This window comes from Bacillus sp. FJAT-49736 (assembly GCF_018343615.1).
Taxonomy (GTDB): domain Bacteria; phylum Bacillota; class Bacilli; order Bacillales; family Bacillaceae_C; genus Margalitia.
On sequence record NZ_JAGYPI010000004.1, the window covers coordinates 240648 to 267267 of the forward strand.

Genomic DNA, 26620 nt, shown 5'->3' on the forward strand with positions numbered 1-26620 from the left:
TCAAATACTCTAAAGGGAAAAAGAGAGTAAGAAGGACATACAAAATAGGGTATCCATGCTAGCATAATTGTTATAAATTTGTTTATAATGGTAAATATGTATTTTGCCCATACTATGTTTTTCTGCCTTTTTTCACTCTAATGAGTGTGGAAATAGAGAAAGGAAGTGCGAATTTGAGTTTACAGCAATTATCTAAGGAAGATTTAAATGAAATGTCCCTCATTGAACTTGCTTATCAAGTAATGGAGGAGAAAAAGCAACCATATGCATTTTCGGATTTAGTCAATGAATTAGCGGGAATGCTGGGGTTATCGAAAGATGAGATTCGTTCTCGGATGGTTCAATTTTATACTGATTTAAATGTTGACGGCCGTTTCATCAGTTTAGGAGAAAATCGTTGGGGACTAAGAACTTGGTATCCGTATGATCAAATTGATGAAGAGATAGCTCCAACAGTTAAAACTAAAAAGAAAAAGGCTAAGAAGGCATATGAGGAAGAAGATGAGGATCTAGATTTAATGGATGAAGATCTAGACTATGATGATTTGGATGACTTTGAAGACGAAGATCTCCTCGATGAGGAAGAAGAGGAAGAAGAGGAAGCAGAAGACTTCGTTGATTTAGACGAAGATGACGATGCTTTCGATGAAGATGATGAATTAATCGATGAAGATGAATATGATCTAGATGTCGATGATGAAGACGAGGAAGAAGAGGAAGAAGAAGAGTTTGATGAGGACGAAGAAGACAAATAATCCTCTTGACTTCTTTCATGTAGACAGGTAGTATGTTATTTGGGCTCCTTAGAAAAGGAACTGACAATATAAATTAGCGCTCCCCTTGCATTTTATGCGAGAGGGGGCTTTTTTGTTTTTCAATTATATTGGAAAAGATCAAGTATCAAAATCAATACGTGAGGAACAATAAATTTGACTAAAAGGGGGAACAGTTGTGACAAAATATATTTTTGTAACGGGCGGTGTCGTCTCTTCGTTAGGAAAAGGAATTACTGCCGCATCATTAGGTAGACTGCTTAAAAATCGAGGGTTAAGCGTAACAATACAAAAATTCGACCCTTATATTAACGTCGATCCCGGAACTATGAGCCCTTATCAGCATGGAGAGGTCTTTGTTACAGATGACGGTGCTGAAACGGATTTGGACCTAGGACATTATGAACGTTTTATCGATATTAATGTAACGAAATATAGCAGTGTAACAACAGGGAAAGTATATTCTGAAGTTTTAAGAAAAGAACGACGAGGAGAATATCTAGGCGGAACGGTACAGGTTATCCCCCATATTACAAATGAAATTAAAAGCCGTGTTTTCCGAGCTGGTGAAGCAACTAATGCGGATGTCGTTATAACTGAAATTGGTGGAACAGTTGGGGATATTGAATCTCTGCCTTTCCTTGAAGCAATTCGTCAAATAAAAAGTGATATTGGCCGTGATAATGTGATGTACATTCATTGTACATTAGTCCCATTTATTAAAGCTGCCGGCGAAATGAAGACAAAGCCGACTCAACATAGTGTGAAGGAGCTGCGCAGTTTAGGTATCCAGCCAAATATTATTGTAGTCAGAACTGAAATGCCAATTTCTCAAGATATGAAGGACAAAATTGCATTGTTCTGTGACATTGATCAAAAGGCAGTAATTGAATGCCGTGACGCGGATACATTATATTCCATTCCACTTGCCCTTCAAGAGCAAAATCTTGATCAAATTGTTTGCGATCATTTGAAAATCCAATGCAATGATGCAGATATGACAGAATGGATTCAGCTTGTAGATAGAGTAAGAAATCTTAAGAAAACTACCAAAATTGCACTTGTCGGAAAATATGTGGAGCTTCAAGATGCCTATCTTTCAGTTGTAGAAGCTTTAAAGCATGCGGGCTATACATTCGATGCAGATGTTGAAATTGATTGGATTAATGCGGAGCATGTAGCCGAGGGAAATGTAAAAGAATTATTAAAAGATGCGGATGGAATATTAGTGCCAGGTGGTTTTGGAGACCGTGGTGTAGAAGGTAAAATACTTGCTATTCAATATGCTCGTGAAAATAAGGTTCCTTTCTTAGGAATTTGTTTAGGTATGCAGCTTGCATCGATTGAATTCGCGAGAAATGTACTCGGCCTTAATGGCGCACACTCCTCTGAAATTGATCCAACTACAAAATATCCGATTATCGATTTATTACCGGAGCAAAAAGAAATCGAGGATTTAGGTGGTACATTAAGATTAGGTCTTTATCCATGTAAGGTAGAAAAGGATACAAAAGCATTTGCTGTGTATGATAAGGAAATTATTTACGAGAGACACCGTCATCGATATGAATTCAATAATCACTATCGTCAACAAATGGAAGAGGAAGGTTTTGTTTTCTCGGGAACTAGCCCAGATGGCCGATTAATTGAAATTATTGAAATTAAAGATCATCCGTGGTTTGTCGCTTCCCAATTTCATCCGGAATTTACATCGAGACCAACTAGACCTCAACCGTTATTCCGTGGATTTATAGAAGCTGCAATAAATAAAAAATAAAAAATAAATCAAAAGGATAGGTGAAGCTATATTAGCTGTGCCTATCCTTTTTTCTTTAGGAAATTATCCGAATTTAACCTTGTGGATGGTTTCATAATAAACTGTCTAAGTTAGCTTCAAGTGAAATTACATTTCAAACTTCACCCACACTAATTAGCTAGGGGATTTCTCCGTTCCTTTGTGGGCGAGGATATGAGTGAAATAAGAATTACCAATTTCACTCATCCGTACGGCGATGTGCAAGATACCTCGCGCAATTGTTCTTTATATCTCCTCAAAATACTCCGATATGATTTCGTCAAGCTGAAATTTCAAACAATGATAAATATAAAGCCCTATCAAAGCAGATGGAAATCCAACTCTTTCTCCAGTTTCTGAAGGAAGCATTGGTTTAATGAGCCTAGTATCTATATGAACATCTGCAAGATTCGCTAAATCTTCCTCTTCCTCACCAACTTTACCTGCTAAAGATGCGAAGGGAATACCTTTGTCTTTTAATTGATTTGCAAGTAACAAAGCTTCTTTATCTGTAGAAAAGCGTGTTGCGATGAGAACACGATCTGTTTCTGTAAGAAGGTCTATATTATTTAATGGCACAGCATACTTTAGGGGTTCAGCACCATAAATGGCATCGGAACAAATCGCATTCATTTCTTGAAATCCTTTTATATAAATTTTTCCTTCCCCAACCGCAGCTTGAGCTAAGAGTCTTGCTGCATCTTCAAGAGCTTCCTCTTCTTTTTCAAATATTCGCTGCTGTAAACCATTCAATTGAGTTAAAAACATTTTTAGCAAGGTTTAACATTCCTTTCTCATGGGTATATTCAATTGTTTCCTTGTCCAGGCAAGATGAGCCATAATATTTTATTATTATAAAGAATTTGAAAGCCTTTTATATTTAGCAGGAGAAATATATACTTAAATAGAACTATATTAGAAGAATAATACATTTAATATCATAAAACAAAATTAAATACTTTTTAGAGCGGAGGTAGAGTTGCCCACAATTATCTATTTATGGAAAACAAATCCTGAAGTAATAAGCTCAAAAGTACTGTTGTTGGACAAAGGTAAAGACTAATCAAGTAGGTAGTACATATATTAACAGGAATAATAGGGGGGTAAAAAGATGGGTGAAGAGAAAGAAAAAATACTGATTGTGGATGATCAGTTTGGTATTCGTATCTTACTGAATGAAGTCCTGCAAAAGGAAGGGTATCGTACATTTCAAGCTGCCAATGGCGTACAAGCATTAGATATTACGGAAAAACATTCTCCCGATCTTGTGCTTTTGGATATGAAAATCCCCGGCATGGATGGAATTGAAATCTTAAAACGAATGAGGAAAATAGACCCGGACATTCGAGTAATTATCATGACTGCATATGGAGAGCTAGATATGATTCAGGAGGCAAAAGACCTTGGTGCACTAACCCATTTTGCCAAACCATTTGATATCGACGATATTCGTTCTGCAGTAAGAAACTATTTACCGTTAAAACAGTAATATTGCAAGTATAGTTATTTTATCCTGGACAGATATATAATATTTTTGTGGTTTCTCAGGCTTTTTTATACAAAAAGAAAAATTTCAAATATTACTTCTTCGAAATATGGGTCTTACCTATTGGTAAAAAAAGCATCAGTTTGATATGATGAAAATGCCATAATAACCTGTATGAAGTCAAAATGTTTGTGAATCATAATGATGAGGATAAGTGCTTAACATTTTGACAATGATTGAAGGAGGAAATTAGCATGCCATTGGTTTCAATGAAAGAGATGCTTAATAAAGCAAGAGATGGCCATTATGCGGTAGGTCAATTTAACATTAATAATCTTGAGTTTACTCAAGCTATTCTACTAGCTGCTCAAGAAGAAAATTCACCAGTAATCCTAGGTGTTTCTGAAGGAGCTGGCAAATATATCGGTGGTTTTAAAACAGTAGTAAAAATGGTCGAAGGATTAATGGAGGACTATAAAATTACTGTACCTGTTGCTATCCATCTCGATCACGGTTCAAGCTTTGAAAAATGTAAGGAAGCTATCGATGCTGGTTTTACATCTGTAATGATAGACGCTTCTCATCACCCATTTGAAGAGAATGTTGAAATTACTTCAAAAGTAGTGGAATACGCTCACTCAAAAGGTGTTTCCGTTGAAGCTGAGCTAGGTACTGTCGGCGGACAAGAGGATGATGTTGTAGCGGATGGAATCATTTATGCAGATCCAAAGGAATGCCAAGAGTTGGTGAAACGGACTGGTATTGATACGCTAGCCCCTGCATTAGGTTCTGTACATGGCCCATATAAGGGAGAACCTAAACTAGGTTATAAGGAAATGGAAGAAATAGGTAATGCTACCGGGCTTCCACTAGTTCTTCACGGAGGAACAGGAATTCCAACTAAGGATATTCAAAAAGCCATTTCTTTAGGAACAGCTAAGATTAATGTAAATACTGAAAATCAAATTGCGTCTGCAAAGCGTGTTCGTGAGGTTCTTGCAGCTGATGCTGATATGTATGACCCACGTAAATATTTGGGACCTGCACGAGATGCTATTAAAGAAACAGTTATCGGTAAAATTCGTGAATTTGGTTCTTCCAATAAAGCATAAATGAATTTGGCATAATCTATACAACCGTAGAATAAACATCAATGAGAAACCGCCTTTTTAAAAAGGCGGTTTCCGTGTATTATTAATAGAAAAGCGAAAGTGCCTTGCTCATCGACGTATGGATGAGTGAAATTTGAAGTGCAATTTCACATTTGTAGTCTTCGATTGAGATAAAGGAAACACGGCGAGGAACGAGCCGATGTTGACTTATCGAGGAGAGGAGACGGAGAAATCCACTAGCCGATAGGCGCTATAGCTAGACAAAAAAAGCGAAAGTGCCTTGCTCATCGGCGTATGGATGAGTGAAATTTGAGGTGCCAATTTTACTTCGTGAAATTTGAAGTGCCAATTTCACTTGGTGAAATTTGAAGTGCCAATTTCACTTGGTGAAATTTGAAAAGCCAATTTCACTTGGTGAAATTTGAAAAGCCAATTTCACTTGGTGAAATTTGAAAAGCCAATTTCACTTGGTGAAATTTGAAAAGCCAATTTCACTTGGTGAAATTTGAAAAGCCAATTTCACTTGTAGCTAGACAATAATAAAAGATAAACCAAATGTCATCAATGGGATTATTAGAAACGGAGTGGGAAAAATGAAGTTTTTTATTGATACAGCAAATATTAAGGAAATAGAAATGGCCTATGAATTGGGAGTGATTGCAGGAGTTACAACTAATCCTTCTCTGGTAGCAAAAGAAAATATTTCTTTTGAAGAACGATTAAAAGAGATCACACAATTAGTCCCTGGATCGGTAAGTGCGGAAGTAATCGCTTTAGATGCAGAAGGGATGATCAGAGAAGGAAGGGAATTGGCGAAAATTGCCCCAAATATAACAATCAAAGTTCCGATGACTCCGGAAGGTTTGAAGGCAGTACACGTATTTTCAAAAGAAGGTATAAAAACAAATGTAACGTTGATCTTCAGTGCTAATCAGGCATTAATGGCAGCAAGGGCAGGTGCTTCATATGTTTCACCATTTGTTGGACGTTTAGATGACATTGGTCAAGAAGGAATGGAACTAGTAAGAACCATCGCGGAAATTTTTGCAATTCACGAGATTGATACAGAAATTATTGCAGCCTCTATTCGCCATCCTCAGCATGTTACAGAAGCAGCTTTAGCGGGAGCACATATTGCTACTATACCATACAAAGTAATTATGCAGTTATTTCAGCATCCGTTAACGGATAAAGGTATTGAGGCATTTTTAAACGATTGGAATAATAGAAAGTAAGAAATAGAAATTATTATTTCTTGATATATAATAAGTAATAATATAGAAATAAAATACACAAATGTTCTTTACATGTATTTTGATATTTTAGTTTATACTAAATACGATACTGTCTTTTTATTTTATTAAAAATTGGTAATTTAACCCATTTATTTATAAAGCCGTGGAAGGGAGTTTAAAATGGAAAAGCTTAAAATTGCAGGAGGATATCCACTCAAAGGTACAATAAAAGTAAGTGGCGCTAAAAACAGTGCAGTTGCTTTAATACCTGCTACCATCTTAGCAGAATCCCCTGTAACAATTGAAGGACTACCTGATATTTCTGATGTACAAATTTTAAAGTCATTATTAGAAGAAATAGGTGGAAAGGTTACATTTGAAAATGGCGACATGATGGTAGATCCGCGTTCAATGGTTTCCATGCCGCTTCCAAATGGTAAGGTAAAGAAACTACGTGCCTCCTATTATTTAATGGGAGCCATGCTTGGCAGATTTAAAAAAGCTGTTATTGGATTACCAGGAGGATGCCATCTGGGACCACGTCCAATTGATCAACATATTAAGGGATTTGAAGCGCTTGGAGCTAAAATTACAAATGAGCAAGGTGCCATTTATTTACGTGCTGATGAACTAATTGGTGCACGTATTTATCTTGATGTAGTAAGTGTTGGGGCAACCATCAATATAATGCTAGCGGCTGTAAGAGCTAAAGGAAAAACAATTATCGAAAATGCGGCAAAAGAACCGGAAATTATTGATGTTGCAACGCTTTTAACCAATATGGGAGCAAAAATTAAGGGTGCGGGAACAGATGTTATTCGTATTGAAGGGGTAGAAAATCTTTCAGGCTGCAGACATACAATTATCCCCGACCGGATTGAAGCTGGAACCTATATGATATTAGGAGCAGCTGCCGGAGAAGGTGTCCTTATTGATAATGTCATTCCACATCACATGGAATCATTAATTGCTAAATTAAGAGAAATGGGAGTACCGATAGAAACTGGTGATGAGCAAATTTATATCGGAAAAGGGGATAATTTAAAGGCTGTCGATATTAAGACTTTAGTCTATCCTGGATTTCCAACTGATTTGCAACAGCCATTTACATCGCTGTTAACAAGAGCGGAAGGTTCAGCTGTTGTTACGGATACTATATATTCCGCAAGATTTAAGCATATTGATGAACTAAGAAGAATGAATGCAAATATAAAGGTTGAGGGAAGAGCAGCGATTGTGAATGGCCCTGTAACTTTACAAGGAGCGAAAGTGAAAGCAAGTGATCTTCGTGCTGGAGCTGCTCTCGTCATAGCTGGGCTTATGGCGGAAGGAATTACGGAAGTAACAGGTCTGGAACATATTGACAGAGGTTATAGCAATTTAGTTGAAAAACTAAATGGATTAGGTGCTACCATCTGGCGCGAACAAATGACAGAAGAAGAAATTGAACAACTTAAAAATTAATGTGTATTATTCCCTACTATTAACTAATTGGTGTAACACATTGTATTGCAAATGTGCTATAATAAATATGTGAATGTGATATACCAATTAATGTATTTGAAGAAATTCGTTTAACAATAGTAGGGGGAAATATTAATGGAAAGAAGTTTATCAATGGAGCTTGTTCGTGTTACAGAAGCAGCTGCTCTTGCCTCTGCAAGGTGGATGGGACTAGGCAAAAAGGATGAAGCAGACGGGGCGGCAACTTCTGCGATGCGCGACGTGTTTGATACGATTCCAATGAAGGGCACGGTTGTCATTGGGGAAGGTGAAATGGACGAGGCTCCAATGCTCTATATTGGCGAAAAGCTCGGTACCGGTTACGGTCCTCGCGTGGATGTAGCGGTGGATCCGTTAGAAGGGACGAATATTGTTGCTTCCGGAGGGTGGAATGCACTTGCGGTTTTAGCAATTGCGGATCACGGAAACCTTCTTCATGCACCAGATATGTACATGGAAAAAATAGCTGTAGGACCAGAAGCTGTTGGTCAAATAGATATTAATGCTCCTATTATTGATAACTTAAAAGCAGTAGCTAAGGCGAAAAATAAAGACGTTGAAGACGTAGTAGCAACCGTCTTAAATCGTCCGCGACATGAGCATATTATCGCCCAGCTTCGTGAGGCTGGCGCCAGGATTAAGTTGATAAACGATGGTGATGTAGCAGGTGCTATCAATACTGCATTCGATCATACGGGAGTAGATATCTTATTTGGTTCAGGCGGTGCACCCGAGGGAGTTATTGCAGCAGTTGCGTTGAAATGTCTTGGTGGTGAGATACAAGGCAGACTTATACCGCAAAACGATGCAGAGATAGAACGCTGCAAGGGCATGGGACTAGATATTCAAAAAGTTTTAAGAATGAATGACTTAGTTCGCGGGGATGATGCCATTTTTTCTGCGACAGGTGTAACTGACGGAGAATTATTGCGCGGTGTACAATTTAAGGGCTCCCATGGGTCTACACATTCCATTGTTATGCGTGCTAAATCTGGGACTGTTCGCTTTATTGAAGGTCAACATAGTTTGAAGAAGAAGCCTAATCTCGTAATAAAACCATAATTAAGGGAAAATCCCAAGGTGGTTGACTAAAAAACAGCCACCTAATATTACAACTCATTTCCCCTTATGATTTTACCACTTTTCTAGCTTCAAATAATTGAGAAAGAGGATTAGTATTTACTCTCTTCCTTTCATTTTCCTTCAATTCCTCCTTTTCATATTGATTCTTTTCTATAAATATGGTTAAAATATATATTGTTTTATAAAGACTATCTTCATATAGTTTGTTGCTTTTTGTAATTGATTATAAATGTCCTAATATAGTCCTTACTTCGGTGTATATCTTCTTAAAAAGGCTATAGTATTTGCAAAAAAAGGATGTTAAAAAGGTATTTATCTACAAAAGCATTCAAGTATAAGGATAGTGCGCTTTGTAAAAGTTGTCTTTATGCAGGTTTTGTTTTGCTTACTTTGTTAAGAATACTATTGAGGCTTCATTTTTGGCATCTTTTCTCCCATGAAAGAATTCATTTCAAGGCTAATGGAATAAATAAATAGATTTCCTTCTCAAGAAGTTATAAAGTATAAGAAAAGAGCTTTTTTAAATGAAATAGTAGGAATGTAAATTATGCACTTCGTAAACTTCGCAATCTTCAGTCTTTTCAAATAATCTGACAAAAATTATTTTCCAGCCAATTTAAAAACCAAAAAACTAAAAGTGTGGTGTATGTATGGAAGGTTTAACAATTACAAATCTAGAGAATATGACCTTAAAAGAGCTATATTCATTAGCTCGTGAATATAAAATTTCTTATTATAGTAAATTGACAAAGAAGGAACTTATTTTTGCTATTTTAAAAGCTAGGGCAGAACAAGAAGGTTATTTTTTTATGGAAGGTGTTCTGGAAATTATTCAGTCAGAGGGTTTTGGATTCCTAAGACCGATTAATTACTCACCTAGCTCTGAGGACATTTACATTTCAGCATCGCAAATCCGCAGGTTTGATTTACGAAATGGAGATAAAGTATCTGGTAAAGTTCGCCCTCCAAAAGAAAATGAACGATACTACGGTTTATTGCATGTAGAAGCGGTAAATGGAGATAATCCTGAGTCTGCAAAAGAACGCGTTCATTTCCCTGCCTTGACGCCGCTATACCCTGATCGTCAAATAAACTTAGAAACAACTTCTTCCAAGCTATCTACGAGGATTATGGATTTAATTGCACCGGTTGGTTTTGGACAGCGTGGATTAATTGTTGCACCTCCGAAAGCGGGAAAAACGATTCTTTTAAAAGAAATTGCCAACTCAATAACAGAGAATCATCCAGAAGCGGAATTAATCGTATTGTTAATTGATGAACGTCCTGAGGAAGTAACGGATATCGAACGTTCCGTTGCTGCGGAAGTAGTCAGTTCAACGTTTGATGAGGTTCCTGAAAATCATATAAAAGTAGCGGAATTAGTGCTGGAAAGAGCTATGAGGCTAGTTGAACATAAGAGAGATGTTATTATTCTTATGGATAGTATTACGCGTTTAGCGCGTGCCTACAACTTAGTTATTCCTCCAAGTGGACGAACTTTATCAGGTGGTATCGACCCAGCAGCGTTCCATAGACCAAAGCGATTTTTCGGGGCAGCCCGTAATATTGAAGAGGGCGGTAGTTTAACCATTCTTGCAACTGCACTAGTGGACACTGGTTCAAGAATGGATGATGTAATTTACGAAGAGTTTAAAGGTACAGGTAATATGGAGCTTCATTTAGATCGAGGATTAGCAGAAAAACGGATATTCCCTGCTATTGATATTCGTCGATCTGGTACACGTAAGGAAGAGCTCCTAATTCCGAAAGAACATTTAGACAAGCTATGGGCAATACGGAAATCTATGACTGATACGCCGGATTTTGCCGAAAAACTTTTGCGTAGGCTTAGACAGACAAAATCCAATCAAGAATTTTTTGATGTGTTGACAGTGGAGATGAAGAAAACTTCCTCTAGTCCTGGAAGAAGAACTGTTTAGATAAATGGTAGTATTGTTATACCTTTAATCTTTTACTAACGGTATCAATATAATAAATGGAAAAGATTTATTGATGATGCATAGTTGCATTTCAATAGAGTGCTTGCTATAATTAATTCATGTGTTTATGAATAATTCTTGCGGGTTCACCGCTGGAGGAATATATAACTCTGTCTCGCAATGATTCAGGGCAAAGGAGATGAAAAGAATGAAAGCAGGAATTCATCCTGATTACAAAAAAGCTCTAGTTAAATGTGCTTGTGGTAATGAATTTGAAAGTGGTTCAGTAAAAAATGAGATTCGCGTAGAGGTATGCTCTGAATGCCATCCATTCTATACTGGTCGTCAAAAATTTGCTTCTGCAGATGGACGTGTTGACCGCTTCAATAAAAAATACGGTCTTAAATAAGTTGAACTTCAAAGCAGCGTGCTAGAAGTTTGATACCTGAGAAAACAGGCAAGATTGCTTGCCTGTTTTTTATTTCGCATTTTTATAAGGATATGAATGTTTTAGAGGAAAAACCAGGGGGGCGAACGGAAAAAATGTATATTTTAAATCATCATTCTGGCTGGATTGAGGTCATTTGCGGAAGTATGTTTTCTGGAAAATCAGAGGAATTAATCAGACGTATTCGCCGTGCGCAATTTGCCAAACAAGAAATATTAGTTTTTAAGCCTCAGATTGATAACCGTTATAGTGAGGAATCGGTGGTATCTCATAATGGAACGTCAGTTATTGCTCATCCAATTGAAACGGCAAGAGATATTTTTAACTTTGTTCATGATAAAATTGATGTAATTGCTGTAGATGAGGCTCAGTTTTTTGATTGTGAAATTGTAGAGGTTGTCCAATCGCTTGCCAATAAAGGCTTTCGAGTAATACTAGCTGGATTGGATCAGGATTTTCGCGGAGAGCCTTTCGGGCCAATGCCTCAATTAATGTCTATTGCTGAACAAGTGACGAAATTACAGGCGGTATGTACTGTTTGCGGCTCCCCTGCAAGTAGAACACAGAGGCTAATAAATGGGAATCCGGCATGCTATGAGGATCCGGTTATCTTGGTAGGAGCATCCGAAGCATATGAAGCGCGTTGTCGCCATCATCATGAAGTTCCAACCGGTAAAAGCATACAAGCGGACCAAATGATTGAATCAAAATAAACCTTCCAAGATGGAGGTTTATTTTTTTATTTTTTTTCGAAAAATATGTAGCTGAAAATAGATTTTGTCTCGATTTAGCATGGTGTTCTTGGGGCTGCAGAGATCGAGGGGTTACAGAAGGGTAAAGAGGGTTTTGGAAGCTTTTGATTTTGCTTCGTTCAGTCCGGGATAATTTATCTTTAAATTTCCATAATAAGCATATGGAGGTGTTTTTCATGTGGAAAACGTTCGTATGTTTTATATTATCAATCCTAATAGTTGCAGGTTGCAGCTTCCACAATAAGAATAATAGTGCTGAGAACACTAGAGGAGGAACGGAACGGCTTAAATATCAGCGTCTAAGCTCAGAACCTGATAATCAGGGTAAGAAACAAGTGGAATTATCAGGACAAACACAGACGTTAGGAAAAGAAATAAATACGGCAAAAAAGATAATGAAATCTTATAAGGGGTATAAACTTGTCTCCGTATCGATAAATGGCAATAATATGTGGGTAACAGCCCATACTAGAAATAGTATGTCAGCACAGGAAAGGATGAAAAGAGAAGCTCAGGTTCATAAAAAGCTGGAACAGGCACTTCCACAGTACAATATCAATGTCAAACTGGAAGAAAAATAACTGGTGCAGGTAGTCGCTTTACGGTAATACACGAGTATTATATAATAATACCGTTATGGAAAAAATGTACGTAAAGCAAAAGTCCCGAAAGAGGGGCTAAATGATAGAGGTGAAGTGCCATGTTTGATCGATTACAAGCAGTTGAAGATCGTTATGAAAAGCTGAATGAGCTATTAAGTGACCCAGCGGTTATAAACGATACAAAAAAGTTAAGAGAATATTCAAAGGAACAATCGGATATTCAGGAAACTGTTCAAGCATATAGAGAGTACAAAGAAGTAAGTCAACAATATAAAGATGCCAAAGCGATGCTTGAGGAAAAGCTGGATCCCGAAATGCGGGAAATGGTAAAAGATGAAATAAGTGAATTAGAGGGTCAAATTGAGAATCTGGAAGAGCGCATGAAAATTTTACTCATTCCGAAGGATCCTAATGATGACAAAAACGTAATTATGGAGATTCGCGGAGCTGCAGGTGGGGATGAAGCAGCATTATTTGCAGGGGACTTATTCCGTATGTACAGCCGCTACGCTGAATCGCAACGCTGGAAAATTGAAGTAATTGAAGCAAGTACAACAGGGGTCGGTGGATATAAAGAAATTATTTTTATGATTAACGGCCACGGTGCCTATTCAAAATTAAAATTTGAAAATGGTGCTCACCGCGTTCAAAGGGTTCCTGAAACTGAATCTGGCGGCAGAATTCATACATCAACTTCAACAGTAGCAGTTCTTCCAGAAGCAGAAGAGGTGGAAGTAGAAATACATGAAAAGGATATCCGCGTTGATACCTTTGCTTCCAGTGGTCCTGGTGGCCAAAGTGTTAACACAACGATGTCGGCCGTCCGGTTGACACACTTACCTACTGGAATCGTTGTTTCGTGTCAGGATGAAAAATCGCAAATTAAAAATAAGGAAAAAGCGATGAAGGTGTTAAGAGCGCGTGTTTATGATAAGTTCCAGCAGGAAGCACAAGCAGAATATGATGCCAATCGTAAATCTGCCGTTGGAACGGGGGATCGTTCTGAACGAATTCGCACCTATAATTTTCCGCAAAATCGTGTAACGGACCATCGTATTGGTTTAACGATTCAAAAGCTCGATCAGATTCTTCAAGGTAAAATAGATGAAATCATCGATGCACTTATTTTAGAAGATCAATCCAGCAAATTAGAAAGCGTGGACGAATAATGGTCGGGCACTTTAAAGTGTATGAAGCCCTAAAGTGGGCTTCTTCTTTTTTACAAGAAAACAATCGTGATGCGAATAGCGGAGAGTTGTTATTGTGTTCTTTTTTAAATACAACAAGATCTCATTTATACGCTTCTATGAGAGATGAATTGCCTGAAGAAATTTGGCTTCCTTTTGAACAGGCCGTAAAGGATCATGCAACTGGTGTACCAATTCAACACATCATCGGCTATGAAGAATTTTACGGTAGGAAATTTCAAGTAAACGAGCAAGTTTTAATTCCAAGGCCGGAAACAGAAGAACTTGTACTTGGGACTATTCAACGAATAAAAGAACATTTTGGCTTGCAGCCTGACATAAAATTAGCCGATATTGGAACGGGTAGTGGAGCAATAGCGATTACAATGAAGCTGGAATGCCCGTTTCTATCTGTTACAGCTACTGATATATCCTCAGCCGCATTACAGGTTGCGATAGGAAATGCCAAGCTAAACCATGCGGAAGTAAACTTTAAGCGGGGGGACTTGCTCCAACCTATTTTTGAATCTAATGAGAAGGTAGATATTGTATTATCTAATCCCCCATATATTCCAAATCGTGATAAAGACTTTCTTTCAACCGTTGTGAAGGATCATGAACCACATTTAGCCTTATTCGGAGGGGAAGAAGGACTGGACTACTATATCCGTTTTATGGAGGAGCTTCCCTTCGTAATAACTAATAGGGCATTAATCGGTTTTGAAATTGGAGCTGGGCAAGGGGAAAAGGTGGCTACATTATTAAGGGAAACATTTAAAGATAGCTGCATAGAAATTGTAAATGATATAAATGGAAAAGATCGAATGGTTTTTTGTAGGATACCGGGTTAAAAATAACCCGGTTTTTTTATGCTTTCATTTACTCTACAAAATATTTTTAAGTTTACTAGTTTAAGATTTCAAAATATTGTCCACACTGTTTCTAAGAAGGATGGTGTGGGATAATGAACAATAAATCATTGGCATGGATTTATATCATCGTTTTATCATTAAGTACAATTTTAAGTTTATATATACCAAAACAAGAAGCAGCTGCGAAGGATACAATTGTTATTCCTAAGGAAGCAATTCGGCTGCGGATTTTGGCTAATAGCGATACACCAGGAGACCAAGCATTAAAAAGAAAGGTAAGAGATGAGGTTAATAAAAATATAACAAACTGGGTGCAGAATATTGATTCTATTAATAAAGCCCGGAAAGTAATTAAATCTCATTTATCCGATATAAAGCAAATTGCCTTAAAAGTAGTGACAGAGGAAAATAGCAATCAAACTGTAAAAGTAGAGTTTAGCCATGTACAGTTTCCAACTAAATTATATGGCCAATACTTATATCCTGCTGGAGAATATGAGGCTATCTTAATTACTCTTGGCAAAGGGGAAGGAGCTAATTGGTGGTGTGTTCTATATCCACCGCTTTGTTTCTTGGATTTTTCCAATGGGGTTGCAGTTAGTCCAGGTATTGATGAGGAGAAGCATAAAAAGGTGAACTCCGAGGCGAAAAATAAAAAAGAGAAAGAAACGAAGCAGGAAATAGAGGATACCAATAAAAAAGGTTCTTCCACATCGGAAAACAATAATAGGGCAGAAGAAAAAGATTCGGAAAGTCCGGTTTATGCAGCAGATAAAGATGATGAAGTGCAAGTTAAATTTTTCATAGTAGAACTGTTTAAAAAACTATTTTAAAAAGTGGGGAAGTCTTTATACAAGACTTCTCTATTTTTGAGCAGATGTTGTAATTCGTATATTGTTAAAAATCGCCATGTAGTCTTAGCGCGGGACATCTTTACTTAAAAAAGTTATTCATTCATAACTAAAGGTTAGGTCCTTATGGAGATTTTCGTATAAGTAAGCAATAAAGTTTAATAAATGACTCTTTGTGAACAAATTAATGTCCCTAAGGGTTCTATTTTTTTCTTCTAAACATATGGTTCAAATATAGGAGTTTACTAGATTCCATTACAAGATTAAGAGAGGATGGAGGAAGTGGCAGGAATTATTCGAAATGCGAAACCGTCTGATGTAAAAGAAGTAATGAACTTTTTAGCTGATGCAAGGGTAAGTAATGAAGGTATAGAGGAGCTAATAGATTTTTTTGTTATAGGTGAAGATACCCAAGGAAACATATCCTCTGTTTTAGGGTTTGAACCCCTCCAAAGTATTGGGATCCTCCGTTCTCTAGTTGTCCATGCTTCTGTTAAAGAGGAGGAGCTGATGATGCTTTTTCAACATGTGTATAACTTAGCTAAAAGTAAAAAGCTGTCCACACTTATGCTAATAACAAATAAGGAAGTGTTTATTCCATTGCTTGAGTTAATGGGCTTTGAGCAAATTTCTGGTGATTCTATTCCGAAAGAGCTGGAGAATTCTTCACATGTGAAGCATGTTGGGATATTAAATGATGTCTTTTATATGAAAAGAGCGATATAAACATAGAAAGTTATACACATTATCCACAATAGTTATCCACTGTTATATTGATTTTATTCACATAATGTGGATAATACTTGTTCATTGTTATTGGGTTCAGTATAATTTTTACAATAACGGTTTAGACAATTCGACAAATATCTACTTTTTATTCTAAAATGAACTCAATGTGTTATAAATAGAAAAGGTGAAAATAAATGAAAACAATAAAATGGAATGTGGATAATAATGTGGGTAATTTAGAAAATAATCCACAGATTGTGGATGCTGCCTCTTTTTTAAAGCATGATGAGGTTATTGCTTTTCCGACTGAAACCGTGTATGGCTTAGGGGCAAATGCTACCTCTGATGCTGCAATCTCAAAAGTTTATGAAGCAAAAGGACGACCGAGCGATAATCCTCTAATTGTTCATATAGCGGAATTTTCCCAATTAGATCAACTGGTATTGGACGTCCCGGAAAACGCAAGAAAACTAATGGAAAACTTTTGGCCAGGTCCTTTAACCATCATTTTTAAAGCACGTCCAAATGTACTTTCTCAGAAGGTGACAGCTGGATTAGATACCGTTGGCATTAGAATGCCTGACCACCCCCTTGCGATATCTTTAATAAAGTGTGCGGGATTGCCAATTGCTGCTCCAAGTGCAAATCAATCTGGTAAACCAAGCCCTACAACTGCAAGACATGTTTTAGAGGATCTTGATGGTAGTATAGCGGGTGTACTAGATGGTGGCGAAACAGGAATAGGGGTTGAATCTACGGTTGTTGATTGTACGGAGGAAGTCCCTGTTATTCTGCGACCAGGTGGAGTTACAAAGGAAGCAATGGAAGAGATAATTGGAAATTTAAAGTTGGATCCAGCTCTTCATGAAAATGTTACATCGAAACCGAAAGCGCCTGGAATGAAATATACCCATTATGCACCAAATGCACCAGTCTATTTAGTGGACGGTACACAAGCATTTATTCAACAATTAATTAACCAGAAACAAAATGAGGGGATGACAGTTGGCGTCATCGCAACGGAGGAAACCGAAAAGCTTTATAATGCTGATTTTGTACTTGCTTGTGGGAGCCGTAATGATTTGTTGACGGTAGCAAATAAGTTATATGATACATTACGTGCCTTTAATAGCAAAAATGTTGATATCATTTATTCTGAGATTTTCCCACCTTCTGGAGTGGGATTTGCTATTATGAATAGATTGGAAAAGGCAGCTGGACATAAGTGGATTTATGAAAATAAATAGTGCTGATCTTGTCTGTAAAAGCAACAAAATATAAGAAATCGCCATTTTGATCGAATTTTACACAGAATTTGTCCCATTCGCTTCTAAACCACCTTTGGTATGCATAAGTATTACTTAGGCATGTCCGAAGGGGGAAAGATAATGATGGGAGTCATCGCAGAATTATTCACATTAATGTTGATGGCCTTTGCACTAGGAATGGATGCATTTTCAGTCGGAGTTGGAATGGGAATGTTTCAGCTCCGCTACAGACAAATATTTTTTATAGGAATTACAATCGGCTTTTTTCATGTCTGGATGCCTCTAATTGGGATGCTTGCCGGACATTTTTTATCCGATACATTCGGAACAATCACAAAATATATCGGTGGCATTTTAATAATTGTGTTAGGCTTGCAAATGATTATTTCCAGCTTTCAAAAAGAGGAAAGAAATTTGATAAAACCGGAAGGCTGGGGGCTGTTGCTTTTTGCATTCAGCGTAAGTTTGGACAGTTTTTCCGTCGGTTTATCACTTGGAATATTTGGGGCACGTACGGCTGCAGTGCTTATCTGTTTTGGAATCGCTGCCACCATCCTTACTTGGGCTGGCCTCATCATCGGGCGCAAAGTTCAAGGTCTTCTTGGTACATATAGTGAAGTATTAGGGGGAAGTATCCTCTTTGCATTTGGAATTAAGCTACTTTTACCATAGATCCTTTTCTTAAACTATACTGCTTTTAAAGATGAAAACCTTATAGACACTCTTAAATTGCCTTGAGAATAAAAAACCATTTAAGAAAAGATGTACCGAAACCAAATGCACATTAGAATTAATATCGATGTCCGAATAGCAACAGGTTAAAATTGATTTTTGGCTTTTAAACAATATTTAGGAAGACATCCTAACCTTGAACACACTTCGGTGTGTTTTTTTACATTTATCTATTTTCACAAAATCTTTTAAATTTTTCCGGGATATTGGCTATGGAAACTAGGACTTCTCCACTATAATAGAAATACAACAATATCTTCAAAATATTGGAGGGATTAACAATTTGAACATTTTATTTATTTGTACGGGTAATACTTGTAGAAGTCCGATGGCAGAAGCCATTTTAAAAAATAAAAAATTGGACGATATAAAGGTTAGATCGGCAGGGATTTTTGCTTCAAATGGCAGTAATGCAGCAGAAAATGCGTTAAAGGTACTTCAGGAAAATAATATTCATCACCAGCATACCTCCAAAATGCTGACCCAAGAGGATATTATTTGGGCCGATTATATATTTACCATGACTGAAGGACATAAAGAGTTAATTGTAGATCAACACCCATTTATAGCAGACAAAACCTTTACTTTAAAGGAATTTGTTTATAATTCTAAGATTGATACGGATGTTAGTGATCCATATGGCGGGAATGTTGATGTATACAGAGAAACGTATAAAGAGTTGGAAGAGCTTATTAAGGAAATGTTGAAAAAAATATGAAAGAGGTATTTCAATGGAAAAAAAGAGATATAAATTCAGTTTACGAAAAAAGCTCGTCTTATTTGTTACTATTCTAGCCATTATTACTTACTCAACCAGTATGTTTTGTCTTGATTTTGTATACAGTCATTTTGCCGCCAAAGTGAATGAATCACTATTTACGATTATTACATTATTATTAGGTATTATTTGGACGGGTATATTAGCATTTCTAGTGGCGGGATTTATTACTAGGCCATTGCAGCGTTTAGAAAAAGCAGCAATAAACGCTAGTCAGGGTGATATTCATACAGATGTTATCCTCCCGAAAACAGATGATGAAATTCGTTCTTTGGGAGTTGCGTTTAATGCTATGCTCACAAATTTAAGGGAAATGGTACATAGTATCGAGGATAATTTTCATCAAACAAATGAAAATGTTATCGCAATATCTGAAAAAGCTTCAAGTGCTAATACACAAGCTGAAGGAATTGCTCGCACTATTAGTGAAATTGCTTCGGGTGCGGAAAGCTCAGCGGTTGCTATACAATCTACCGCAGAATCGGTAGAAGACATGATTCAAATTGCCGGACAAGTTCAAGAAGATGCAAGATCATCAGAAAAAGTATCAACTGAAATGCTTGAAGAACTCAAAGAAAGTCAAGAAGTAGTATTTTCACTAGTAAACGGAATTGAACGACTCGCAAAAGAAAACCATGAATCTTTACAAGCAGTTATGAGATTAGAGGACAATGCTAAGGAAGTAGAACAAATCATTTTACTTGTTGGAGATATTGCTGCTCAAACAAACCTTCTAGCGCTAAATGCTTCGATTGAAGCTGCACGTGCAGGGGAGCACGGTAAAGGGTTTGCGGTAGTTGCTGAAGAGGTTCGCAAATTGGCGGATGAGAGTGCAACAGCGGTACAGGGGATAACGGAATTAATTCACCGAATCCAGCAAGAGGTTGAAAGTGTAGTAAAACATATTTCCAGTCAAGTGGAGTCTGCAAATCAAGAAGCTGCAAAAGGAACAAAGACAAATCAAGTTATAGAAAAGATGACGGAGATAATTCATGAGGTAGCGGATAAAGTAAAGGGCATTTCCGGCTTGGTAGATCGCCAAATGGAAAGTATTCAGCTTACCTCTCATCAATCACAAGAGGTAGCAGCAATTGCGGAGGAAACATCCGCTGGTGCAGAGGAAGTAACAGAAGCAACGAAAGAACAGGCTAACGTAATGGAAACAATCGACCAATTAGTACTTGATTTAAAGGAACATGCGGAAAAATTGAAAGGAACCATCGCACGCTTCCGATTATAAATTAAAAGCCAAGACTTAAGTCTTGGCTTTTGTATTTTTAACCTACGAGCCAGATACTTTATTATTTATATTTTCGTTTGTTTATGTAAAAATTAAGGAAGAAAAAAGAAACGGGGGGTAATGATATGAAAGTAGCTTTAGCATCAGATCATGGTGGTATCCATATTCGAGAGGAAATTAAAGGTTTATTAGAAGAAATGGGATTAGAATATGAAGACTTTGGGTGTAATTGCGAAGAATCGGTGGATTATCCAGATTATGCTTTGCCTGTAGCAGAAAAAGTTGCAAATGGAGAGTTTGATAGAGGTATTTTAATATGTGGCACCGGAATTGGCATGAGCATTTCCGCAAATAAAGTGAAGGGTATTCGTTGTGCATTGGTGCATGATGTCTTTAGTGCAAAGGCTACTCGTCAGCATAATGACAGCAATATGCTGGCAATGGGAGAAAGGGTAATTGGCCCTGGCCTTGCAAGAGAGATTGCGAAGGTGTGGCTAACAACAGAATTTGAAGGCGGCCGTCATTCACGCCGTATTGAAAAATTAACTAATTATGAAGAAAAACATCTGTAAGGTAGGCGGAATCAACTTTTCTTCTGATAGCCTATGGTTTTTGCGCTAAATAGTGAGATCCACTTTTTTTACATCAGGATAAGGGAGGTTTCCCATTTTGGCAATTGACTTAGACAAAATGGAGCAGCAGTTACTAACAATCTTGAATGATTTTTCCTCACAAGTTACTTTTAAAAACGGTCAAGTTATGGTAATCGGCTGCTCTACATCTGAAGTAATTGGAGAAAGAATAGGTACTTCTGGAACTATGGAGGTTGCCTCTTTGATTTATGATAATCTCTATTCCTTCGCAAATAAATATAGGATTCATCTTGCTTTTCAATGCTGTGAGCATTTAAATCGTGCACTTATTGTAGATAGACAAGTAGCGGAGAATAAGGGTTGGGAAGAGGTAGCTGTCATACCAGTTCGAAAAGCAGGTGGAGCAATGGCTACATATGCATATCAACATCTAGAAGACCCTGTGGTAGTTGAATTCATACAGGCGGATATAGGAATCGATATAGGAGACACCTTTATAGGAATGCATCTGAAGCATGTTGCGGTTCCTGTTAGAGCTACGATTCATCAGCTTGGATCTGCACATGTAACACTAGCTAAAACGAGACCAAAACTAATTGGCGGTGCTCGAGCAATATATGAATAATCAAAATAGGAGGTTTTGCAAATATGCAGAATTTCCTTTTTTTATGTAAAAGGATGAATGGATCTACCTAAATACATATTTTGTAAATTAACTGGATAATCTAGTGAATAAATTCAGTAATTTCGAGAAAATGGTTTTTTTCTCCATTTTTTCTAGTCAAGATGCCCATTGTCAAGAGAGCGATATTTACTGAAATTTGAAAGATTCCAAAATCATCCCCATCTTTCAAAAGATTATGATAGAATAGAAAAGGATTTCATACTGATATTTGCACAAGGGGGATTAACATGAGTAACATTGCCCAGCAGGATAAAGAAGTTTATCAAGCTATTTCTGACGAGCTTGGTCGTCAACGGTCAAAAATTGAATTAATAGCTTCTGAAAACTTTGTAAGTGAAGCTGTTATGGAAGCGCAAGGATCGGTTTTAACAAATAAATATGCTGAAGGCTATCCTGGACGTCGTTATTACGGCGGCTGTGAATATGTAGATGTAGTGGAAGATCTTGCTCGTGATCGCGCGAAGCAAATTTTCGGTGCAGAGCATGTCAATGTGCAGCCTCATTCCGGTGCACAAGCAAATATGGCAGTTTATTTTACCGTACTGGAACAAGGAGATACCGTTCTAGGAATGAATTTGTCACATGGTGGCCATCTAACACATGGAAGTCCTGTAAACTTTAGTGGTATTCAATATAACTTTGTTGAATACGGAGTAGACGAACAAACTCATTATATTAACTATGATGATGTTTTGGAAAAAGCACGTACTCACAAGCCAAAATTAATTGTTGCGGGTGCAAGTGCTTATCCTCGTGAAATAGATTTTAAGAAATTCCGTGAAATTGCCGATGAAGTTGGAGCATATCTAATGGTCGACATGGCGCATATTGCAGGACTTGTTGCAGCAGGAATTCACCCAAGCCCAGTACCTTATGCTGACTTTGTTACAACCACAACTCATAAAACATTACGCGGTCCTCGCGGTGGAATGATTTTGTGTAAAGAAGAATATGCCAAAAAAATTGATAAATCCATCTTCCCAGGAATCCAAGGCGGGCCATTGATGCATGTCATTGCTGCAAAAGCAGTTGCATTTGGTGAAGCACTTCAAGACAGCTTTAAAGAGTATGCAGGGAAAGTGGTAGATAATGCAAAACGATTAGCAGAATCTTTAAAGAGTGAAGGCCTGAATCTTGTATCAGGTGGAACAGATAATCACCTTCTATTGGTGGATGTTCGTTCTTTAAATATTACAGGTAAAGTTGCGGAAAAGGTATTAGATGAGATTGGGGTAACCGTTAACAAAAACACCATTCCATTTGATACAGAAAGTCCATTTGTAACAAGTGGAATACGTATCGGAACAGCGGCTGTTACTTCAAGAGGATTTGGATTTGAAGAAATGGATGAAATCGCGTCGCTTATCGCATTTACATTAAAAAATCATGATAATGAGGAAAAATTGGAACAAGCACGCGTTCGTGTTGCTGAGCTTACAAGTAAGTTTTCTCTATATCCAAATAAATAATATAATCATTTTGGAGTTAGATCATTAGGTCAAACCTTGAGGTCTAACTCCTTTTTCGTGTAAAATAAAATGAAATGTTTAAACGACCAATTGTATTAAAGAATAATACTGTAAAGATTGCAATGGTAATACATAAAAAGGAGAATCAATCATGAGTAATGTGTATGTTATTGACCACCCTCTTATTCAACACAAACTGACTATCATTCGTGACAAAAATACTGGAACGAAAGAATTCCGCGAGCTAGTAGACGAAGTTGCTACCCTTATGGCATTCGAAATTACGAGAGATATGCCTCTTGAGGAAATTGAAATTGAGACACCGGTATGTAAAGCGAAGGCAAAAACCCTTTCTGGTAAAAAAATAGGGATTGTTCCGATTTTGCGAGCAGGACTTGGAATGGTTGATGGAGTTCTGAAGCTTATCCCTGCTGCAAAAGTTGGACATGTAGGACTTTACCGTGATCCGGAAACGTTAAAGCCAGTTGAATATTATGTGAAGCTGCCTAATGATGTGGAAGAACGTGATTTTATTCTGGTAGACCCGATGCTGGCTACAGGCGGTTCTGCAGTCGAGGCAATAAATTCCTTGAAAAAACGCGGTGCCAAAAGTATTAAATTTATGTGTTTAATAGCTGCTCCTGAAGGAGTGAAAGCAATTCAAGATGCTCACCAGGATGTAGATATTTATATTGCGGGCTTGGATGAAAAATTAAATGATCATGGCTATATTGTCCCTGGCTTAGGTGATGCAGGTGATCGTCTATTTGGAACAAAATAATGGCAGAAATAATGCAAGATGCCATTTCGGTAAACAGAGAAAAATAGGAAAAAGGAACCTTTTATAGGGAGATCTTATTTTATGAGTAAACAAATTAAGGTAATGACAATATTTGGTACAAGGCCGGAAGCGATCAAAATGGCTCCGTTAGTTCTGGAATTGCAAAAATATCCGGAAGAATTTAAATCCATAGTAACGGTAACAGCTCAGCATCGGGAAATGCTAGATCAGGTGCTATCGATTTTTCGAATCACGCCTGATTATGACCTCAATATTATGAAGGACCGTCAATCACTAATTGATATTACTACTCGAGCCTTAGAAGGTTTGGACAAAGTGATGAGGGAAGTAGAACCGGACATCGTACTAGTACACGGGGACACCACTACTACGTTTGTTGCAAGTTTGGCGGCATACTATAATAAAATTGTTGTGGGACATGTTGAAGCTGGACTTCGTACATGGAATAAATATTCCCCATATCCGGAAGAGATGAACAGGCAACTAACAGGAATTCTTGCGGATCTTCAATTTGCGCCAACGGAAATGTCCGCGCAGAACCTACTTTTGGAAAATAAAAGGAAAGAAAGCATATATGTAACAGGCAATACAGCAATTGATGCATTGAAAACAACTGTAAAAGCGGATTATACTCATGAAATTCTGGAAAAGGTGGGGGATGACCGTCTTATTCTGCTTACTGCCCATCGCCGTGAGAATCTAGGAGAGCCGATGAGGAATATGTTCCGTGCTATTAAAAGAATTGTTCAGGAACAGCCAGATGTTCAAGTGGTTTATCCCGTACACCTTAATCCGGCTGTCCGGGAAATAGCTGCTGAAATCTTAGGTAATAATCCGCGGATTCATTTAATTGAACCACTAGACGTAATAGATTTTCATAATTTTGCAAATCGTGCCTATTTGATATTAACGGATTCCGGTGGGGTGCAGGAAGAAGCACCATCTTTAGGTGTTCCAGTTTTAGTTCTACGTGACACGACAGAACGTCCGGAAGGAATCGAAGCTGGTACACTAAAGCTTGCGGGTATTGAGGAGGAAACCATATATCAATTAGCGACAGAATTGCTTACTAAAACAGAAGAGCATGATAAAATGGCTAAAGCATCCAATCCGTATGGTGATGGACAGGCCTCTCGTCGGATTGTGGATATAATTAGAAACTATTTCAAATAGGGTACCAAATTGTGGTACCCTATTTTTTTGAAATTATCTTATTCTAATTTTCTGTCCTGGATAGATGACATCTGATTTTAGGTTATTTAAGGATTTTAGTTTTTTTACAGTTGTTTTATTTGTCTTTGCAATATCCCATAATGTATCACCTTTAACAATTTTGTGATACTTGGTTTTTTTAGCAGCTGTACTTTTACTTGGAATAATTATCTTTTGACCTGAGCGTATGAAATTAACATTCTTAATTTTGTTAACAGACTTCAATGTGGAGACAGTTGTATGGAACCTTTTGGCTACTCCGCTTAATGTGTCCCCTTTTTTTATTGTATATTTAGTTTGGACGGAGTGTTTAGTCGTGAGCTTGCTATTATTAATATTAATTTTAGAAGGTTTAATACCTGATTTCAGTTTGGCGAGCAGGGCAAGATTTTGAGCTGCTGTACCGTTATAATCGACGATACCGTATTTAATGGCTAGTTTTTTTCGGGCATTAAAGGAGGAATCCATCTTTTTAGATTTTAAGTAGTTTACTAGAGAAATAGGCTTAATGGTGCCTACATGTTGGATAACCTTTTGGGTAGGCTTCGTTTTTGTACTATATTTTCCTGCATAATCCTCAGAAACATCGAAATCCCCGTAGCTGTTCATACCGATAAAACGATAATCATCTGCCCATTGCCATGCGCCTTTTCCATTCGAAAAAGCTGCTGTTGGTTTTCCTTTTTGGGGGATCGCAGGATAGGAAGCAAGCCATGGCCTATCAACAGTTAAATTTTTCGGAATTAAGTTGTGATTATAAAAGTATGAACCAGTATACAGATCGATGCGTGTATATCCAAGTCTTTTCATTTCGGAGATAAAAGAATTTGTATATTGTGTTAATCTGCTAGCGCTGTTGGAGAGATCTACGGCTTCTACATCGACCACAACATATCCGTCTTTCATTTTGTCGAATCCGACAAGTTGTAGCTTCTTTACGAACCATTGTGCCTCTAATTTTGCATTTTCATTACTAGTGAAACGTGCGAAATGATACGCGTTTACGATTAATCCTGCTTGTTTCGCATTGGCAATATTCACACTTGCAGCGGGGTCTACAAAATACTCACCTTCTGAAACCTTCACAACAACTCCCTTCACTCCACCCATCTTAATCGTTTGATAGAATCCGAGTGGTAATCCTAATTCGCGGTTATGATGGGATACATCAATAAAATCAACATCTGGTTCATCTGCGAATGAACTTATCCCGAAAGCAAAAATTAAAGTTATCGAAAGGATAAGTGAACTAATCCATTTTGCCAATATATTTGCACCGCCTTTCATGTAAATATTTTGAGCTGCATAATTTACATAACTATAGTCCGACGAAGTTAAATGAACAAAAAATAATGTGTTAATTATCGAGTTATTACTTTCCTATAACCGTTCAGGAGCTTATTCTAAACTGATCAAAATGCCTATTTTTATGGGAAGCATCTTGTTTTTGTATAATCCTCTCTTTGCGTGAAA

Annotated in this window: 26 protein-coding genes and 1 pseudogene; 25 read left to right on the plus strand and 2 right to left on the minus strand. The window is 37.4% G+C overall.

The genetic code is table 11. The features are described 5' to 3' along the window. Nucleotides 1–173 precede the first annotated feature (173 nt). Entirely contained in the window at nucleotides 174–755 is a 582-nt protein-coding gene (rpoE, locus tag KHA87_RS19205; protein ID WP_213095800.1) for a DNA-directed RNA polymerase subunit delta, read from the plus strand. Nucleotides 756–951: 196 nt separating this feature from the next. Further along, nucleotides 952–2550 (plus strand): CTP synthase, encoded by a 1599-nt coding sequence (locus tag KHA87_RS19210; RefSeq protein ID WP_213095801.1) that lies wholly within the window; start codon nucleotides 952–954, stop codon nucleotides 2548–2550. A gap of 264 nt (nucleotides 2551–2814) precedes the next feature. Here KHA87_RS19210 and KHA87_RS19215 read toward each other — a convergent pair whose 3' ends face one another. Next, on the minus strand, nucleotides 2815–3336 hold the full coding sequence (locus KHA87_RS19215; RefSeq protein WP_349305604.1) for a DUF2529 family protein: 522 nt from the start codon (nucleotides 3334–3336) through the stop codon (nucleotides 2815–2817). A gap of 343 nt (nucleotides 3337–3679) precedes the next feature. Between KHA87_RS19215 and KHA87_RS19220 the strand changes: the two genes are divergently transcribed. The 23 genes and pseudogenes from KHA87_RS19220 to wecB all read left to right on the plus strand — a co-directional run bounded on the left by KHA87_RS19220 (nucleotide 3680) and on the right by wecB (nucleotide 25108). Continuing rightward, the gene (locus tag KHA87_RS19220) at nucleotides 3680–4057 is read left to right on the plus strand and encodes a response regulator (protein ID WP_213095803.1); all 378 of its coding nucleotides are present in this window, start codon (nucleotides 3680–3682) and stop codon (nucleotides 4055–4057) included. 251 nt (nucleotides 4058–4308) lie between these two features. Next, nucleotides 4309–5166 (plus strand): class II fructose-bisphosphate aldolase, encoded by an 858-nt coding sequence (locus KHA87_RS19225; RefSeq protein WP_213095804.1) that lies wholly within the window; start codon nucleotides 4309–4311, stop codon nucleotides 5164–5166. Between the two features lie 593 nt (nucleotides 5167–5759). Further along, nucleotides 5760–6401 carry a fructose-6-phosphate aldolase gene (fsa, locus tag KHA87_RS19230; RefSeq protein ID WP_213095805.1) on the plus strand — a complete coding sequence of 214 codons (642 nt, stop codon included), beginning with the start codon at nucleotides 5760–5762 and terminating at the stop codon, nucleotides 6399–6401. 180 nt (nucleotides 6402–6581) lie between these two features. Next, nucleotides 6582–7865: a UDP-N-acetylglucosamine 1-carboxyvinyltransferase gene (locus KHA87_RS19235; protein ID WP_213095806.1), complete on the plus strand. Its 1284-nt coding sequence runs from the start codon at nucleotides 6582–6584 to the stop codon at nucleotides 7863–7865. 135 nt (nucleotides 7866–8000) lie between these two features. Further along, entirely contained in the window at nucleotides 8001–8966 is a 966-nt protein-coding gene (gene glpX, locus KHA87_RS19240; RefSeq protein WP_213095807.1) for a class II fructose-bisphosphatase, read from the plus strand. 671 nt (nucleotides 8967–9637) lie between these two features. Then, nucleotides 9638–10927, plus strand: coding sequence for a transcription termination factor Rho (rho, locus tag KHA87_RS19245; protein ID WP_213095808.1), 1290 nt, complete (start codon nucleotides 9638–9640; stop codon nucleotides 10925–10927). Nucleotides 10928–11135: 208 nt separating this feature from the next. Then, nucleotides 11136–11336 carry a 50S ribosomal protein L31 gene (gene rpmE, locus KHA87_RS19250; protein WP_213095809.1) on the plus strand — a complete coding sequence of 67 codons (201 nt, stop codon included), beginning with the start codon at nucleotides 11136–11138 and terminating at the stop codon, nucleotides 11334–11336. A gap of 134 nt (nucleotides 11337–11470) precedes the next feature. Further along, nucleotides 11471–12088, plus strand: coding sequence for a thymidine kinase (locus KHA87_RS19255; protein WP_213095810.1), 618 nt, complete (start codon nucleotides 11471–11473; stop codon nucleotides 12086–12088). Nucleotides 12089–12303: 215 nt separating this feature from the next. After that, nucleotides 12304–12708, plus strand: a complete 405-nt coding sequence (locus KHA87_RS19260; RefSeq protein WP_213095811.1) for a hypothetical protein — start codon at nucleotides 12304–12306, stop codon at nucleotides 12706–12708. A gap of 119 nt (nucleotides 12709–12827) precedes the next feature. Further along, entirely contained in the window at nucleotides 12828–13898 is a 1071-nt protein-coding gene (gene prfA, locus KHA87_RS19265; RefSeq protein WP_213095812.1) for a peptide chain release factor 1, read from the plus strand. Further along, nucleotides 13898–14767: a peptide chain release factor N(5)-glutamine methyltransferase gene (gene prmC / locus KHA87_RS19270; protein ID WP_213095813.1), complete on the plus strand. Its 870-nt coding sequence runs from the start codon at nucleotides 13898–13900 to the stop codon at nucleotides 14765–14767. The genes prfA and prmC overlap by 1 nt, the downstream gene beginning before the upstream one ends. 113 nt (nucleotides 14768–14880) lie before the next feature. Then, on the plus strand, nucleotides 14881–15621 hold the full coding sequence (gene spoIIR, locus KHA87_RS19275; protein ID WP_213095814.1) for a stage II sporulation protein R: 741 nt from the start codon (nucleotides 14881–14883) through the stop codon (nucleotides 15619–15621). Nucleotides 15622–15921: 300 nt separating this feature from the next. Beyond that, on the plus strand, nucleotides 15922–16365 hold the full coding sequence (locus KHA87_RS19280; RefSeq protein ID WP_213095815.1) for a GNAT family N-acetyltransferase: 444 nt from the start codon (nucleotides 15922–15924) through the stop codon (nucleotides 16363–16365). Nucleotides 16366–16562: 197 nt separating this feature from the next. Further along, on the plus strand, nucleotides 16563–17615 hold the full coding sequence (locus tag KHA87_RS19285; protein ID WP_213095816.1) for an L-threonylcarbamoyladenylate synthase: 1053 nt from the start codon (nucleotides 16563–16565) through the stop codon (nucleotides 17613–17615). Between the two features lie 141 nt (nucleotides 17616–17756). Further along, nucleotides 17757–18308, plus strand: a complete 552-nt coding sequence (locus tag KHA87_RS19290) for a manganese efflux pump MntP (protein ID WP_213095817.1) — start codon at nucleotides 17757–17759, stop codon at nucleotides 18306–18308. Nucleotides 18309–18651: 343 nt separating this feature from the next. Next, nucleotides 18652–19086 (plus strand): low molecular weight protein arginine phosphatase, encoded by a 435-nt coding sequence (locus tag KHA87_RS19295; RefSeq protein WP_213095818.1) that lies wholly within the window; start codon nucleotides 18652–18654, stop codon nucleotides 19084–19086. 100 nt (nucleotides 19087–19186) lie between these two features. Next, nucleotides 19187–19447: pseudogene (locus tag KHA87_RS22720) on the plus strand (HAMP domain-containing protein); the annotation flags it as partial. Nucleotides 19448–19459: 12 nt separating this feature from the next. Then, nucleotides 19460–20386 (plus strand): methyl-accepting chemotaxis protein, encoded by a 927-nt coding sequence (locus KHA87_RS19300; protein WP_481748386.1) that lies wholly within the window; start codon nucleotides 19460–19462, stop codon nucleotides 20384–20386. A gap of 125 nt (nucleotides 20387–20511) precedes the next feature. Then, nucleotides 20512–20958, plus strand: a complete 447-nt coding sequence (gene rpiB / locus KHA87_RS19305) for a ribose 5-phosphate isomerase B (RefSeq protein ID WP_213095820.1) — start codon at nucleotides 20512–20514, stop codon at nucleotides 20956–20958. 97 nt (nucleotides 20959–21055) lie between these two features. Continuing rightward, nucleotides 21056–21604, plus strand: coding sequence for a TIGR01440 family protein (locus KHA87_RS19310; protein WP_481748382.1), 549 nt, complete (start codon nucleotides 21056–21058; stop codon nucleotides 21602–21604). A 287-nt stretch (nucleotides 21605–21891) separates the two neighbouring features. After that, nucleotides 21892–23133 carry a serine hydroxymethyltransferase gene (glyA, locus tag KHA87_RS19315; protein WP_213095821.1) on the plus strand — a complete coding sequence of 414 codons (1242 nt, stop codon included), beginning with the start codon at nucleotides 21892–21894 and terminating at the stop codon, nucleotides 23131–23133. Nucleotides 23134–23284: 151 nt separating this feature from the next. After that, nucleotides 23285–23914: a uracil phosphoribosyltransferase gene (gene upp, locus KHA87_RS19320; protein WP_213095822.1), complete on the plus strand. Its 630-nt coding sequence runs from the start codon at nucleotides 23285–23287 to the stop codon at nucleotides 23912–23914. An 81-nt stretch (nucleotides 23915–23995) separates the two neighbouring features. Further along, nucleotides 23996–25108: a non-hydrolyzing UDP-N-acetylglucosamine 2-epimerase gene (gene wecB, locus KHA87_RS19325; protein WP_213095823.1), complete on the plus strand. Its 1113-nt coding sequence runs from the start codon at nucleotides 23996–23998 to the stop codon at nucleotides 25106–25108. Nucleotides 25109–25141: 33 nt separating this feature from the next. Here wecB and KHA87_RS19330 read toward each other — a convergent pair whose 3' ends face one another. Then, on the minus strand, nucleotides 25142–26413 hold the full coding sequence (locus KHA87_RS19330) for a GH25 family lysozyme (protein WP_213095824.1): 1272 nt from the start codon (nucleotides 26411–26413) through the stop codon (nucleotides 25142–25144). Between the last annotated feature and the right edge of the window lie 207 nt (nucleotides 26414–26620).